Origin of the sequence: Xanthomonas sp. SS (assembly GCF_014236835.1) — a bacterium.
Lineage (GTDB): Bacteria > Pseudomonadota > Gammaproteobacteria > Xanthomonadales > Xanthomonadaceae > Xanthomonas_A.
The window spans coordinates 1962504-1976100 of the sequence record NZ_CP051190.1 but is presented as its reverse complement, the minus strand read 5'-3'; the positions used below and the strand labels follow the sequence as shown (position 1 = coordinate 1976100).

General features: G+C 71.1%; 14 protein-coding genes. 5 read left to right on the top strand and 9 right to left on the bottom strand.

What is annotated here, in order from left to right; genetic code table 11:
- Nucleotides 1-53 precede the first annotated feature (53 nt).
- Nucleotides 54-1097, top strand: a complete 1044-nt coding sequence (locus HEP74_RS08030; protein ID WP_185815975.1) for a response regulator — start codon at nt 54-56, stop codon at nt 1095-1097.
- Nucleotides 1098-1224: 127 nt separating this feature from the next.
- Here HEP74_RS08030 and rlmKL read toward each other — a convergent pair whose 3' ends face one another.
- The 5 genes from rlmKL to HEP74_RS08005 all read right to left on the bottom strand — a co-directional run bounded on the left by rlmKL (nt 1225) and on the right by HEP74_RS08005 (nt 6958).
- On the bottom strand, nt 1225-3405 hold the full coding sequence (gene rlmKL / locus HEP74_RS08025) for a bifunctional 23S rRNA (guanine(2069)-N(7))-methyltransferase RlmK/23S rRNA (guanine(2445)-N(2))-methyltransferase RlmL (RefSeq protein ID WP_185815974.1): 2181 nt from the start codon (nt 3403-3405) through the stop codon (nt 1225-1227).
- A gap of 201 nt (nt 3406-3606) precedes the next feature.
- Entirely contained in the window at nt 3607-5220 is a 1614-nt protein-coding gene (locus HEP74_RS08020; RefSeq protein WP_185815973.1) for an ATP-binding cassette domain-containing protein, read from the bottom strand.
- A 169-nt stretch (nt 5221-5389) separates the two neighbouring features.
- On the bottom strand, nt 5390-5899 hold the full coding sequence (locus tag HEP74_RS08015; protein WP_185815972.1) for a GNAT family N-acetyltransferase: 510 nt from the start codon (nt 5897-5899) through the stop codon (nt 5390-5392).
- Between the two features lie 43 nt (nt 5900-5942).
- Nucleotides 5943-6470, bottom strand: coding sequence for an alpha/beta fold hydrolase (locus HEP74_RS08010; RefSeq protein WP_185815971.1), 528 nt, complete (start codon nt 6468-6470; stop codon nt 5943-5945).
- Nucleotides 6467-6958, bottom strand: a complete 492-nt coding sequence (locus tag HEP74_RS08005; protein ID WP_185815970.1) for an MOSC domain-containing protein — start codon at nt 6956-6958, stop codon at nt 6467-6469. Before HEP74_RS08005 ends, HEP74_RS08010 begins: the two co-directional genes overlap by 4 nt.
- A 22-nt stretch (nt 6959-6980) precedes the next feature.
- Here HEP74_RS08005 and HEP74_RS08000 point away from each other — a divergent pair, with 22 nt between their 5' ends.
- Entirely contained in the window at nt 6981-7574 is a 594-nt protein-coding gene (locus HEP74_RS08000) for an N-acetylmuramoyl-L-alanine amidase (protein WP_185815969.1), read from the top strand.
- A gap of 135 nt (nt 7575-7709) precedes the next feature.
- On the opposite strand, the gene HEP74_RS07995 is transcribed toward HEP74_RS08000, so the two are convergent.
- From HEP74_RS07995 to HEP74_RS07980, 4 genes are all read right to left on the bottom strand, one after another.
- The gene (locus tag HEP74_RS07995; protein ID WP_255427913.1) at nt 7710-8627 is read right to left on the bottom strand and encodes a DUF1684 domain-containing protein; all 918 of its coding nucleotides are present in this window, start codon (nt 8625-8627) and stop codon (nt 7710-7712) included.
- Nucleotides 8628-8704: 77 nt separating this feature from the next.
- Complete coding sequence (locus tag HEP74_RS07990) at nt 8705-9586, bottom strand: sulfurtransferase (protein ID WP_185815967.1); 882 nt, start codon at nt 9584-9586, stop codon at nt 8705-8707.
- On the bottom strand, nt 9583-10383 hold the full coding sequence (locus HEP74_RS07985; protein ID WP_185815966.1) for an NUDIX hydrolase: 801 nt from the start codon (nt 10381-10383) through the stop codon (nt 9583-9585). Before HEP74_RS07985 ends, HEP74_RS07990 begins: the two co-directional genes overlap by 4 nt.
- 115 nt (nt 10384-10498) lie before the next feature.
- Nucleotides 10499-11200: an FKBP-type peptidyl-prolyl cis-trans isomerase gene (locus HEP74_RS07980; RefSeq protein WP_145707454.1), complete on the bottom strand. Its 702-nt coding sequence runs from the start codon at nt 11198-11200 to the stop codon at nt 10499-10501.
- A 161-nt stretch (nt 11201-11361) separates the two neighbouring features.
- Here HEP74_RS07980 and HEP74_RS07975 point away from each other — a divergent pair, with 161 nt between their 5' ends.
- From HEP74_RS07975 to nth, 3 genes are read left to right on the top strand one after another with little or no spacing between them, the layout of a single operon-like run.
- Entirely contained in the window at nt 11362-12144 is a 783-nt protein-coding gene (locus HEP74_RS07975; RefSeq protein ID WP_185815965.1) for an enoyl-CoA hydratase-related protein, read from the top strand.
- A gap of 13 nt (nt 12145-12157) precedes the next feature.
- Complete coding sequence (locus HEP74_RS07970) at nt 12158-12526, top strand: hypothetical protein (protein WP_185816548.1); 369 nt, start codon at nt 12158-12160, stop codon at nt 12524-12526.
- Complete coding sequence (gene nth, locus HEP74_RS07965; protein ID WP_185815964.1) at nt 12523-13197, top strand: endonuclease III; 675 nt, start codon at nt 12523-12525, stop codon at nt 13195-13197. Before HEP74_RS07970 ends, nth begins: the two co-directional genes overlap by 4 nt.
- Nucleotides 13198-13597: the final 400 nt, after the last annotated feature.

The window sequence follows — 13597 nt, the reverse complement described above, 5'->3', positions numbered from 1 at the left end:
CGCAGCGCAGATCCAATCCAGCTGCCGTTGGATGCACCCGACAAGGAACGACGATGGTCCAGTCCCCCATCCTGTGCGTAGACGACGAAGCCAGCAATCTGGCGCTGATCCGCCAGATCCTGCGCGAGGACTATGCGCTGACCTTCGCCAAGAACGGCGCCGAAGCGCTGCGCGCGGTGGTCAAGCACCGCCCGGCGCTGATCCTGCTCGACGTCGACCTGCCCGACCTGGACGGCTACACCATCGCCCGCACCCTGAAACAGGATCCGCGCACCGCGCCGATCCCGATCATCTTCGTCACCGGCAAGGACAAGGACGCCGACGAGAGCATCGGCTTCGAGGCTGGCGGCGTGGACTACATCACCAAGCCGTATTCGCCGAGCATCCTGCGCGCGCGGGTGCGTACCCACCTGTCGCTGGTCAGCGCCGCCAGCCTGGCCAGCAGCCATCGCGACGCGATCCAGATGCTGGGCATGGCCGGCCACTACAGCGACTCGGACACCGGCACCCATATCTGGCGGATGGCCGCCTACGCCCGCGCGCTGGCGGTGGCCGCCGGCTGGTCGGGCGAGGACGCCAAGCTGCTCGAGCAGGCCGCGCCGATGCACGACACCGGCAAAATCGGCATCCCCGATGCGATCCTGAAGAAGCCCGGCCCGCTGGATGCGGACGAATGGGCGGTGATGAAGCGGCATCCACAGATCGGCTACGACATCCTCAGCCGCAGCGGCGCGCCGCTGTTCCGGCTCGCCGCCGAGGTCGCGCTGCACCACCACGAGCACTGGGACGGCAACGGCTACCCGGCCGGCCTGGCCGGCGAGCGCATTCCCGAGTCGGCGCGGATCGTGGCCGTGGCCGACGTGTTCGATGCGCTGACCACGCAGCGCCCGTACAAGGACGCCTGGCCGCTGGCCAAGGTGATGACGATGTTCCAGCAGCAGGCCGGCACCCAGTTCGAGCCGCGCCTGGTCAGCCTGTTCACCGAGATCCTGCCGCAGATCCTGCAGATCCAGGACTACTGGAGCGAACGCGAGCCGGGCGACGACGTGCCGCACCGCGCCAGCGCGCATGCATCGGTGCAGCACAGCGACGGCTGAGGCGCACGCGCTCCGTCTACACCAATTGTAGGAGCGGCTTCAGCCGCGACACACTCTATCCGGAGAGCCTGTCGCGGCTGAAGCCGCTCCTACAACAGCGACGAAGTAAGACGAAAACGCGCCGCCCTCAGCGCCGCTGCAGCCGCCAGGCACGATGAATCCGCGGATTGCGCTCGAAATCCGGCGCGATGGTCTGCGCGGTGATCTCCTCGCACGAGGCGAATTCGGCCAGCGCGTCCTCGTCCAGCTTGAAGCGGCGGAAATTGTTGGAGAAGTACAGCACGCCCTCCGGCATCAGCCGCGCCACCGCCGCGCGCAGCAGCCGCACTTGCTCGCGCTGCAGATCGAAATCCTCGGCGCGCGCAGAGTTGGAGAAGGTCGGCGGGTCGCAGAAGATCACGTCGTAGCGGTTCTTCTCCGCCTCCAGCCAGGTCAGCGCGTCGGCCTGCACCAGCCGATGCTGGGCGCCGCCCTTGCCGTTGAAGCCCAGGTTGTCGGCGCACCACTGCAGATAGGTGCCGGACAGATCCACGCTGGTGGTGGAATCGGCGCCGGCCACCGCGGCCTGCACGCTGGCCACGCCGGTGTAGCAGAACAGGTTGAGGAAGCGCTTGCCGCGCGCCTGCTGCGCCATCGCCCCGCGCAGCGGGCGGTGGTCCAGGAACAGGCCGGTGTCCAGGTAATCGAACAGGTTCACCCGCAGCAGCGCGTCGTGTTCGCGCACCACCAGGAACTCGCCGCGCTGCTCGAAACGGCCGTACTTGCTGCCGCCCTTGCCGCGCTCGCGCGACTTCAGCGCCACCCGCTCGGCCGGGACCTCGAACACCTCGCGCGCGGCGGCCAGCAACTCGTTGCGGCGGCGGCGCACGTCGGCGTCGGGAATCTCCTCCGGCGCGGCGTATTCCTGCACGTGCAGGTAGGTGCGCGCCTGGCCGCCGTCTTCCTGGTACACGTCGATCGCCGCCGCGTATTCGGGCAGGTCGGCGTCGTAGGCGCGGAAACAGCCGACCCGTTCGCGCGCGCGCCAGTTCTTGAACTTGCGCAAGTTCTTGCGCAGCCGGTTGGCGACCATCTGCGCGCCGTCGCTGAGCGCGCGCGGCGCCTCGGCCGGTTCGCGCTGCGCCACCGCGATCGGGTCGCAGACGATCAACGGGCATTCCAGCGCGCCATTGAACATCTGGTATTTCTTGGCCGCGCGCAGGCCGGTGGCGTAGGCCAGGTCGGCATTGCCGCACAGCAGGCTGGCGCGCCACTGCGGCACCGCGCGCTTGAGCGCCTCGCCCAGGCGCCGGTACAGCGCGGTATCGGCGGCCAGGCGTTCGTCGTACGGCGGATTGCACACCACCGTGCCCAGCGCCTGCGCCGGCGTGCGCAGATCGGCGACGTCACGCACCTCGAACACGATCGCCGCGGCGACCCCGGCCGCCTGCGCGTTCTCGCGCGCGGCGCGGATCGCATGCGGATCGATGTCGCCGCCGTATATGACCGGCTGCAACGCGGCGCGGCCGGCCGCCTCGCGCTGCCGCGCCTCGGTCAACAGGGTGCGCCAGGCCTCCTGGTCGAAGCCCAGCCAGCGGCTCGGCGCGGCGCTGAATTGCAGCGGGCCGGCGTCGCCACGGCGCGCGGCGGCCAGATCGCCGCGCAGCAGTCCCGGGGCCACGTCGGCGGCCATCAGCGCGCCTTCGATCAGCAGCGTGCCGCTGCCGCACATCGGATCCAGCAGGCCGCCGCCCTGCGCATACAGCTGCGGCCATTGCCCGCGCAGCAGCACCGCCGCGGCCAGGTTCTCCTTCAGCGGCGCGGCGTTCTGCACCTGGCGCCAGCCGCGCCGGTGCAGCGAGCCGCCGCCCAGGTCCACCGACAGCGTGGCGCGGCCCTTGCGCAGCGACAGGTTCAGGCGCAGGTCCGGATCCTCCACGTCCACCGACGGCCGCTCCAGGCCTTCGCCGCGCAGCGTGTCCACCACTGCGTCCTTGACCCGCTGCGCAGCGTAGCGCGCATGCGTGATCGCGGTGCCGGACACGTGCGCGTCCACCGCCAGGGTGTGCTGCGAGGTCAGGTGCTCGCGCCACGGCAGCGCCGCCACGCCGGCATACAGTGCGGTCTCGTCGGGGCAGTCGAACTCGTCCAACGGCCACAGCACGCGGCTGGCCAGGCGCGACCACAGCACCGCGCGCTGCGCATCGCGCAGCTCGCCCTCGCTGTTGACTCCGGACACGGTGGCGGTGGCTTTGGCGACGCCGAGCGCGAGCAGCTCGTCGACGAGCAGGTATTCCAGGCCCTTGGCGCAGGAGACGAAGAATTTCACGGGAATGCGGACCACACGAAGAAGAAGGGATGCGCGGGCGGGCGCCAGGCCCGCCCCGCGCGTATCGCGGCAGCGCGGCCCACGGCGGGCGGGCGGCGGCAACGGACGGGAAGACGCGAATGGTCGGCCATCGCGCCCGCCATTACCAGCCCGGGGCGCGCTCCATGCCCACGCTTGCCGCCCACGGCGGTTGGCGCGCGCTCACCATGGCGCCAGCCGCCAGCCGTCCGGGTCGGCCTGCAGGCGCGTGTCCAGGCGCAGGCCGTCGAGGAAGGCCGCATCGTGCGACACCACCAGCAACGCGCCCGGATACTGCAACAGCACCAGCCGCAGCGCCTCGCGCGCTTCCAGGTCCAGGTGGTTGTCCGGCTCGTCGAGCAGCAGCAGGTGCGCCTGCGGATCGCGGTAGAACGCGCAGGCCAGCGCCGCCTTCAGGCGCTCGCCGCCGCTGAGCCGGCCGCTGGGCACGCCGATGCGCTGCGCGTCCAGGCCGAGCAAGGCCAGCCGCGTGCGCAGTGCGGCCACGCCGGCCACGGCATTGGCCGCCTGCAGCTGCGCCAGTGGCGGCTGTGCCGGATCCAGCAGCTGCAACGCCTGGTCCAGGTAGGCGCTGGGCACCTCCACCGCGCAGCGCCCGGCCAGTGGCGCCAATTGGCCGTCCAGCACCCGCAGCAGGGTCGATTTGCCGCTGCCGTTCGGCCCGATCACGCCGATCCGCTGGCGGCCACCGATGCACAGGTCCAGCGCGGCGCGCGCGGGCGGCGCGTACGGCAGCCGCAGGCCGCGCAGGTCGGCGACCCGGCGCCCGGCCGCCGCAGCCGGCATCGGCGCGAACAAGGCAACCGGTGCCGCGGCCTCGACCGCGCGCGCGGCCTCGCGCACCTGCGCCGACAGCCGCGCGTGCGCGTCGGCGGCTTGCTGCCGGTGCTTGCCGGCGCTGTGTTCGCTGCGCTGCTTCTGCGCGCCGAGCAGGATCGGCGCCTGGTTGGCCTCCTGCGCCTGGCGGCGGCCGTGCGCGCTGCGCCGCTGCTGGCGCGCCTGCTGCTCGCGCAGCGCATCGCCGTGACGCCGGCGTTCGTGCTTGCGGCGTTCCAGCTCGGCCAGCGCCTGTTGTTGCTGCTGCGCCTTGCACTGCGCGTAGAACGCGTAATCGCCGCCGTAGTCGCGCAGGCCCAGCGACGACAGTTCCACGATGCGCTGCATGTCCTGCAGCAGCGCGCGATCGTGGCTGACCACCAGCAGCCCGTGCGGCCAGCGCTGCAGTTGCTGCTGCAGTTGCTGGCGCTGCGCAAGATCGAGATGGTTGCTCGGTTCGTCCAGGATCAGCACGTCGGCGTCGGACAGCCAGGCGCCAAGCAGCGCCACGCGCATCGCCTCGCCGCCGCTGAGTTCGGCCGCCGACCGCTGCGCGGTCACATGGCCGAGCCCGCACAGCTCCAGTTCGGCCTGCAGTCGCTGGGCGATGTCCCAGCGCTCGCCGAGCGTATCGAAATCGGCCGGATCGGCGCTGCCGGCCTCGATCCGCGCCAGCGCCTCCAGCGCCGGGCCGACCCCGGCCAGCGACGCTACCGTATCGCCGGCGGCGCGCACGATCTGCTGCGGCAGGTAATGCACACGGCCATGCCGGCGGCAGTGCCCGGCGCTGGGCGCCAGCTGGCCGGCGAGCAGGCGCGCGAACACGCTTTTGCCGACGCCGTTACGGCCAACCAGGCCGGTGCGGCGCGCATCGAGCGCGAAATCGAGAGCGGAAAACAAGGGCCTGCCGTCGGGCAGGACATACGACGCGCTGTCCAGCGCGAGCCACGGATGCGTCATGGGAACTCCAAGGATGCCGGTCACGCCCGCCGCATTCGGCAGGAACGGACAAGGCCGTCGAAGACGGCGGCATCAATGGCGCATCGGAGGCATCCTCGGCTGGCTAACTACACTGAGCCACGATGGTAACCCGCATGCGCGCGGCCCTGCAGCGACGCGGCGGCGGCGCTCAGCCGCCGGCCAGGAACGCGTCGTGGTAGTCGGCCTCGGCCACCGGCGGCAGGCGGTCGCCGAAACCGATCGCCTGGAAGTACCCGGCCGGCACCCCGGGCAGCACCAGCCCCGGTTCCGGCGCGAAGCCGAAACGCGCGTAGAACGCAGGCTCGCCGAGCACCACGCAGCCGGCCGCGCCCAGCGCCTGCAGCTGCGCCAGCGCCTCGCGCACCAGCCGTGTGCCCAGCCCCTGGCGCTGGTGGCCCGGCCCCACCGACAGCGGCCCCAGCGCGTACCAACCGCGGCTGCCATCGGAGAGCTGCACTGGCGACACCGCCACATGGCCGACGATGTAGCCGTCGTGCTCGACCACCAGCGACAGGGTCAGCGCGCCGTCCGCGCGCAGCCGTTCGATGATCTGCTGCTCGTCGTGGCGGCTGTGCGCAACGCGGAAGAACGCGACCAGGGTCAGCGCCTCGATCGCGGCGTGGTCGGCGGCCGTTTCGGCGCGGATGTTCAGTTCCATCGGTGACTCCAGTCGATGCGGCCTGCTGCGCGGAACATGCCGCTCACAGCGTTTCCAGCAATTCGGCGAACGCGCGCGCCGCGGTCTCGACGTGGCCGCCGAGCCGATGCATGTCGTCCACCAGCAGCAGCCGCGCCGCGCGCGCCTGCGCCCAGGCGATCACCTCGGCCGCGGGAATCAGTTCGTCGTGCCAGGCATGCACGATCGAGATCGGCACCGACGCCGCGTCCAGCGCCGGCATCCAGCCCATCCGCGTCGGCGGCACCATCAGGAACAGGCCGCGCACCGGCACCTGCAACGACACCTGCGCGGCGATGTACGCGCCCAGGCTGGATCCGGCCAGCACCACCGGCCCGCGCTGCGCAGCGGCCTGGGTCAACGCGAGCAGGCGCTGCAGCCGCGCCGGCACATCGCCGAGTTGGCTGACCTCGCGGCGCGCGTCCAGGTCGGTGAAGTCCGGACGCTCGTGGCTCCAGCCCAGGCGCTGCGCGACCTCGGCCAGCGCCGCGACCTTGATCGCGTCCGGACCGCTCTCGAACCCGTGCGCAAGAATGCAGTGGCCGCGGCTCACAGCGCCACCACCGCATCGCCGAGCCGCAGCGTGCCGCCGTGCACGATCCGCGCGCACAGGCCGCCATGGCCGCGCATCGCGTTGTAGCCGCCCGGGCCCAGCGCGTGCTCCATGCGCGAGCACGGATCGCACGGCGCGATGCCTTCCAGCTCGACGTCGCCGACGCGGAAACGGCGGCCTTTCAGCGCGATCAGCGGGATGCCGGAGACGACCAGGTTGCGCCGCAGCGTCGCCGGCGCTACCTGCGCATGGCCGGCCAATGCGGCGATCGCCGGCAGGTGTTCGGCCTGGATCAGGGTCAGCCCGCGCATGCCGTTGCGGCCGGCGTAGCGATCGCCGAACAGGCCGCCATCGGCGTGCGCCACCGCCTGCTCCACTTCGAGCATCGGCACGTCGCGCGCCGGGCGCAGGCCTATCCAGTCCACGCGTCCGGTGCGCGGCAACGTGGCGAGCAGCGTCGCCAGCGGGCTATCGGGATTCAGAGTCATCGGCGAATGCTAGCATCCGCGCATGTCGCAGACCCCGCCGTTGCCGATCCACGATGCTCCCCTGCCCTACGTCGAACGGCTGCAGGCGCGCACGCTGGACGCGATCGATCTGGCGGTGATCCATTGCACCGAACTGCCCGACCTGGCCAGCGCGCGCGCCTACGGCGAACGCGTGCTGTATCCATCCGGCACCGGCAACAGCGGCCACTTCTACATCGACCGCGACGGCAGCGTGCACCGCTACGTGCCGCTGCAGCGGGTGGCGCACCACGTGCGCGGCTACAACCCACGCTCGCTGGGCATCGAACTGGTCAACCGCGGCCGCTATCCGCATTGGCTGGATTCGCGCCAGCAGACGCTGGACGAAGCGTATCCGCCGGCGCAGATCCAGGCGCTGATCGCGCTGCTGCACCAGCTGCAGGCGCAGTTGCCGCAACTGCGCCACATCGCCGGCCACGACGCGCTGGACCGCAGCCGCGAGAGCGCCAGCGACGATCCGGCGCTGCAGGTGCAGCGCAAGCTCGATCCCGGCCCGATGTTTCCGTGGGCGCAGGTGCTGGAGGCGGTGGCGCTGACGCCGTATGCGCCTTCGGCAGATGCGCTTTCAGACCGCTGACACCGCGCCCCGTACCCCTCGTGTAGGAGCGGCTTCAGCCGCGACAGGCACCCTGATGGCATATGTCGCGGCTGAAGCCGCTCCTACAAAAACAGCAGCAATGCCACCGCACCTTCCCGCCCCGGCGCCACAGGCTCAACGCGGACCGACATAGTTCTTCTCGCCCGCGGTCACCGCCAGTTCCAGGCGATTGCCGACCGGCGCCAACGGGCACACCACGTGAACGGTGAACGCGCACGGCGGGTTCTGCGCCAGGTTGAAGTCCAGCACGATGCGCTCGTCCTGCGGCGGCTCCACGAACAGATAGCGCGTGCCGCCGTAGCTCTCGCGGCCGCTGGTGCGGTCGGTGAACGGGAAGAACAGCCGCTTGCCGTCGTCGTCGCGCAACGCCTGCAAGCGGTAGCGGCGGCCGTCGACGGTGAACTCGGCACTGCCGGCCAGCGCCAGCGGCTGCGGCGTGCCGATCGAGGTGAGCAGCACGATCGCGCGCGGCGCCGGCGCCGGATGCCAATCGGCGACCACACGCCAGCGCGGATCGATCGGGAAATAGTCGATGCCGCGGAAGCTGCCGCGCGCAGCGGCATGCGGATCGCGGAAGCGCCAACCGAACAGCTTGCCGGTGCGCACCACGTAGAACTCCTGCTCGCCCAGCGCCAGCCGGGTCTCGCTGCCGTGCGCCGCATCGGTGCCGAGGCGACCGGCGCGGAACGGCTGCCCGCGTACCGTCGGCGCGGCGTCTGCGGCGGCTTCGAACGCCACGCCGGCATCGGCGTCGATGCGCAGGCTGCCCAGGTGCGCGGGGCCCGCCGGCAGCTGCACGTCGTTGCCTGCGGCGCTGCCCACCTGATGCACGCCGCTGCGCAGCCGGCCGGAGCCGGTATAGCTGAGCCAGCCGCCCGGCGCGCGCAGCCGCGCCACGCGTTGCGCGCGGCGCTGTTCCACCGCCATCCGGTAATGCGCGTCGGACTGCGAGCGCGGCGAGGCATCGGCGCCGTTTGCGCGCGGCCGCTCGCCGCAGCCGGCCAGGCTCAGCGCCGCCGTCAGCATCCACATCCCACGCCAGCGCATCGCCTCAGCCCTTGTACTTGCCACCCATGTCTCCTCCGCGCCACGGCGTCTCGCTGTGGCGGCTAGCCGCTGGCGCGCGGCCGCGCCGGATCGGCGATCCAGCCGCTCCACGATCCGGCATACACGCGCGCACCGTGCAGGCCGGCATGCTCCAGCGCCAACAGCAGATGGCAGGCGGTCACGCCCGACCCGCACATCAGCACCACCTCGCGCGGATCGCGCCCGTGCAGCAGCGGCTCCAGTTCGGCGCGCAGTTCCTGCGGCGGGCGCAGGCGCCCATCGCGCAGGTTCTGGCCCAGCGGGCGGTTGATCGCGCCAGGCACGTGCCCGGCGACCGGATCGATCGGTTCGACCTCGCCGCGGAAGCGCTCGGCGGCGCGCGCATCCAGCAACCAGCCCGGCGCCTCGTGCAGGCGCGAGGCGATTTCCTCGGCATCGGCGATACGGCTGGCATCGAAGCGCTGCGGATACGGCGGCAGCGGCGCAGGCGTCGCGGCGGCATCGGTTTCCGGCAGGCCGAGCCGGCGCCATTCGGCCAGGCCGCCGTCGAGCACGGCGACGCGGCGATGCCCGAGCAGGCCCAGCATCCACCACAGCCGCGCGGCGGCCATGCTGCCGTCGCCGGCGTCGTAGACCACCACCTGGGTGTGCGGCGCGATGCCCCAGCGGCCGAGCGTCTGCGCGAACGCGTCGGCCTCCGGCAACGGATGCCGGCCCAGGCCGCGGCGGCCGAGGTCGGACAGATCGGTGTTGAGATCGGCGTACACCGCAGCGGGCAGATGCGATTGCGCGTAGGCCTGGCGCGCGAGCTGCGCGGCCTGCGGATCGGCTAGCGCGGCAGCGGCGAAACGCGCATCCACGATGCGCAGGTCGGGGTGGCCGAGCACGGCGGCCAGCGCCGGCGCATCGACCAGATGCTGCCACTCGGGGATGGGTTCGCTCATGCGGTTTGCTCCAGTCGTCGGCGCAGGTTGAGCAGGATCGCCGCGGTCGCGCCCCAGATCCGCTGCCCCGGCCAGCCGTATTCCAGCACCACCCGCGGCCGTCCACGGTAATCGGTCTCGATGCTGCGCAGGTTGTCCGGCGCCATCAGGTAGGCCAGCGGCACGTCGAACACGTCGGCCACTTCGCCGGGATGCGGCTGCGGCACGAACGCCGGATCGATCGCGGCCACCACCGGCATCACCCGGAAACCGCTGATGGTCACGAACGGATCGAGATAGCCCAGCGGTTCCACCTGCGCCGCGGACAGCGCGATCTCTTCCTCGCTCTCGCGGATCGCCGCGGCCACCGCATCGGCGTCGTCGGCTTCGATGCGGCCGCCGGGAAAACTGACCTGGCCGCCATGGTGGCGCAGGCTGTCGGTACGCCGGGTCAGCAGCACGTGGGTGCCGTCGGCGCGCGGCAACAACCCGACCAGCACCGCCGCTTCGGCCAGTACGCCGTCGGGCAGCAGATCGTGCAGTTCGTGGTGGTTCCAGCCGGGGCCGTCTGGCGGCAACTGCAGCGGGTGCAGCGCGCGCAGCAGCCGTGTGCGTTCGGCCAGGCGCTGGCCTGGGGTCGGCGACCAGCCGCGCGCCGGCAAGATCTGCTGCATGTAGCGCTGGCGCTCGGCGTCGCTCATGCCACGCCAGCGCGCGATCTCGTCGCCGCTGCGCAGGCAGCCCGCGCAGTAGCCCTGCGCGTCGAGCGTGCACAGACCGATGCAGGGCGTGAGCAACGCATGGGGGACGGGATCCATCGGATTCGACACCTGCTCAGACTAGCGCGATTCGCCGGCAGCGGCACTTTCCGTGCCGCAAAAAAATTGCGCCGGCGTTGCCGCCGGCGCAATGGTCATGCACTGGACAGCGCGCTTACTTGACGCTGATCAGCTTGATCTCGAACTGCACCGCCACGTTCGGCGGGAACGGCGTGCGCGGGTCGGCGCCATAGGCCTTGTCCGGCGGCAGGGTCACTTCCCACTTGGAACCGGCCGGCATCTGCAGCAGTGTGTCGCGCATGGCCTGCATCTCGACTTCGCTGACCTTGATCGACGGAATCTGCTGCGCCGGACGCGCCTGCGCCGGGCGCTGGCCGAACGGGTACGGACCAGCCACTTCCAGCTGCACGGTGCTGGCCTGGGTCGGCTTGGCGCCCTTGCCGGCTTCGATCACGCGGTACTGCACGCCGCTGGGCAGCGTCTGCACGCCGGCCTTGGCCTTGTTCTGCGCGATGAACTGGTCGCTCTTGGTCTTGTTCTCGGCAGCGGCCTTCTCGTAGTCGGCCTTGGCCTGCTGGGCACGGGCCTGCTCGCGCTTCTGGAACGCTTCGACGGCCGGCTTCAGCTGGTCGGCGGCGACCGCCGGCTGCTTCTTGGCGTAGGCATCCTGCAAGCCCTTCACCACCGCATTGATATCGAGCTGCTCGCCGCGGCCGGACAGTTCGGCAAGGTTGTTGCCGTAGTCGTAACCGAAGTAATAGCTCAGCTTGCCCTTCTCGGACGAGGTGTCCTGGGCGAACGCATTGCCGCTCAGGGCTAGGGCCGCCACGGCGACCGCAATAGAACGCAACTTCATCAAACAATTCTCCAGGGTGGTGGCACAGAGCGGCCTGTGCCGCCTGAGTTGACGCGTTAGGATAGCCGCCGCGGCGCGTAACCGCTACCGACGACGCAACTCTGACAAAGAAGCGCCGCCGGAGTTCCCTTCACTCTTTTTTTACATCTTTAGGAATGGCCATGTCCGGCACGCCGGTCGTCACCGCGACCCAGGATGCGATCCGCATCGTCACCGTCAACCGCGCTGACAAGCTCAACGCGTTGAATCGCCAAACATTACAGGCGCTGGACGCCGCCTTCGCCGAAGCCGAGGCCGACCCCGCGATCCGCATCGTGGTGCTGACCGGCGCCGGCGAGAAGGCGTTCGTGGCCGGCGCCGATATCGCCGAAATGAACGAACTCACACCGGTTCAGGGCCGCGACTTCTCGCAACTGGGCCAGCGCCTGATGCGCCGCATCGAGCGCCTGTCCAAGCCGGTGCTGGCGATGGTCAACGGGTTCGCGCTCGGCGGCGGGCTGGAACTGGCCATGGCCTGCCACCTGCGCGTGGCCGCCGACAGCGCCCGCCTCGGCCAGCCGGAGATCAACCTCGGGCTGATCCCCGGCTTCGGCGGCACCCAGCGCCTGGTACGCCTGGCCGGCCGCGCCGCGGCGTTGGAACTGTGCCTGCTCGGCACCCCGATCGATGCGGCGCGCGCGCTGCAGTTGGGCCTGGTCAACCGCGTGGTGCCTGCGGCCGAACTGCACGAGGCCACGCTGCAGCTGGCGCGGCAACTGGCCGGCGCCGCGCCGCTGGCGTTGCGCGGCATCCTCGACGCGATCCAGGTCGGCGCCGAATCGGCGATCGAGCAAGGCCTCGAGTACGAGACCGCGCAGTTCGGCCTGCTGTTCTCCAGCGAGGACATGCGCGAAGGCACGCGCGCGTTTCTGGAGCGGCGCCCGCCGCTGTTCCGCAATCGCTGAGCCGCGCGTGCCGATGCCCGACCAGCCCTCCCCCGCCTCGCCGCTGCAATTGTTGCGCTGGGTGCTAGACGACGATCTCGACGCGGCGCTCGATGGCGGCCTGATGGAGTACGTCGGCGCCGCCGACGACGACCTGCTCGATCCGGCGCATCCGCAATTGCGCACGCAGCTGCTGGCGGCGCAACGGCGCCTGCGCGAGGCCTGGGCCGCGCGCGAACGCTACCGCGCGCGCAGTGCACGCCTGGCACGCCGCGCCGCCGCGCGCGAGGCACGGCGCGCGCCGCCAGCGAGCGTCGCCGCCGCGGCGCCGTCGCTGCCGCCGGCCGCGGCGGCGATCCTGGCGCGGGCCAAGGCCAAGGCCGCCGCGCGGGGTCCGCAATGAGCGCCGCGGTCGCCGCGCCGCGGCGTGGGCCCACCTTGAGCAAGCCCGAGATCCACGAACTGTTCTCGCGCCTGTCCGAACTCAACCCGACGCCGACCACCGAGCTGGACTACAGCACGCCGTTCGAGTTGCTGATCGCGGTGATCCTGTCGGCGCAGGCCACCGATGTCGGGGTCAACAAGGCCACGCGTCGCCTGTATCCGGTGGCGAACACGCCGGCAGCGATCCTGGCGCTGGGCGAGGATGGGCTGAAGCGCTACATCTCCACCATCGGCCTGTTCAATGCGAAAGCCAAGAACGTGATCGCCACCTGCCGCATCCTGGTCGAGCAGTACGCCGGCGACGTGCCGCGCGAGCGCGCGGCGCTGGAGGCTTTGCCCGGGGTCGGCCGCAAGACCGCCAACGTGGTGCTCAATACCGCCTTCGGCGAGCCGACCATCGCCGTGGACACGCATATCTTCCGCGTCGCCAACCGCACCGGCCTGGCCCCGGGCAAGGACGTGCGCGCGGTCGAGGACGGCCTGCTCAAGCGGGTGCCGGCGCAGTTCCTGCACGATGCGCACCACTGGCTGATCCTGCACGGCCGCTACGTGTGCAAGGCGCGCAAGCCGGACTGCCCGCGCTGCGTGATCCGCGACCTGTGCCGGTTCAAGGACAAGACGCCGGCGTGAGGCTGTCGAACGGCAGCCGTCGCAGCGCCGCTCAGCCGTTCGTCGCGGCTGAAGCCGCTCCTACAACGGCTTGCGGATAGCCGGCTGGGTGCACTATAGGCGCGGCTTCAGCCGCGACAGCTCGCTCAGCCGGAAGACCCATCGCCGCGTTCGTCGCGACCGAAGCCGCTCCCACAAAAGCTTCCCAAGCGCAGCCGAGCCGCAAGGCCCTTTGTGGGAGGGACTTCAGTCCCGACGCATGCCAATTCGGAACATCCACCGCTTCGCTCGTCGCGGCTGAAGCCGCTCCTACAACGGCTTGCGAATAGGCGACCGTGTGCACTGTAGGAGCGGCTTCAGCCGCGACAGCTCGCGCAGCCGGAAGACCCATCGCCGCGTTCGTCGTGACCGAAGCCGCTCC

Excerpts from the sequence above, each read along its gene's own strand:
- HEP74_RS08030 (WP_185815975.1), top strand. The coding sequence starts at position 54 with ATGGTCCAGTCCCCCATCCTGTGCGTAGACGACGAAGCCAGCAATCTG.
- HEP74_RS08020 (WP_185815973.1), bottom strand. The coding sequence starts at position 5,220 with ATGACGCATCCGTGGCTCGCGCTGGACAGCGCGTCGTATGTCCTGCCC.
- HEP74_RS08015 (WP_185815972.1), bottom strand. The coding sequence starts at position 5,899 with ATGGAACTGAACATCCGCGCCGAAACGGCCGCCGACCACGCCGCGATC.
- HEP74_RS08005 (WP_185815970.1), bottom strand. The coding sequence starts at position 6,958 with ATGACTCTGAATCCCGATAGCCCGCTGGCGACGCTGCTCGCCACGTTG.
- HEP74_RS08000 (WP_185815969.1), top strand. The coding sequence starts at position 6,981 with ATGTCGCAGACCCCGCCGTTGCCGATCCACGATGCTCCCCTGCCCTAC.
- HEP74_RS07995 (WP_255427913.1), bottom strand. The coding sequence starts at position 8,627 with ATGTGGATGCTGACGGCGGCGCTGAGCCTGGCCGGCTGCGGCGAGCGG.
- HEP74_RS07990 (WP_185815967.1), bottom strand. The coding sequence starts at position 9,586 with ATGAGCGAACCCATCCCCGAGTGGCAGCATCTGGTCGATGCGCCGGCG.
- HEP74_RS07985 (WP_185815966.1), bottom strand. The coding sequence starts at position 10,383 with ATGGATCCCGTCCCCCATGCGTTGCTCACGCCCTGCATCGGTCTGTGC.
- HEP74_RS07980 (WP_145707454.1), bottom strand. The coding sequence starts at position 11,200 with ATGAAGTTGCGTTCTATTGCGGTCGCCGTGGCGGCCCTAGCCCTGAGC.
- HEP74_RS07975 (WP_185815965.1), top strand. The coding sequence starts at position 11,362 with ATGTCCGGCACGCCGGTCGTCACCGCGACCCAGGATGCGATCCGCATC.
- HEP74_RS07970 (WP_185816548.1), top strand. The coding sequence starts at position 12,158 with ATGCCCGACCAGCCCTCCCCCGCCTCGCCGCTGCAATTGTTGCGCTGG.
- nth (WP_185815964.1), top strand. The coding sequence starts at position 12,523 with ATGAGCGCCGCGGTCGCCGCGCCGCGGCGTGGGCCCACCTTGAGCAAG.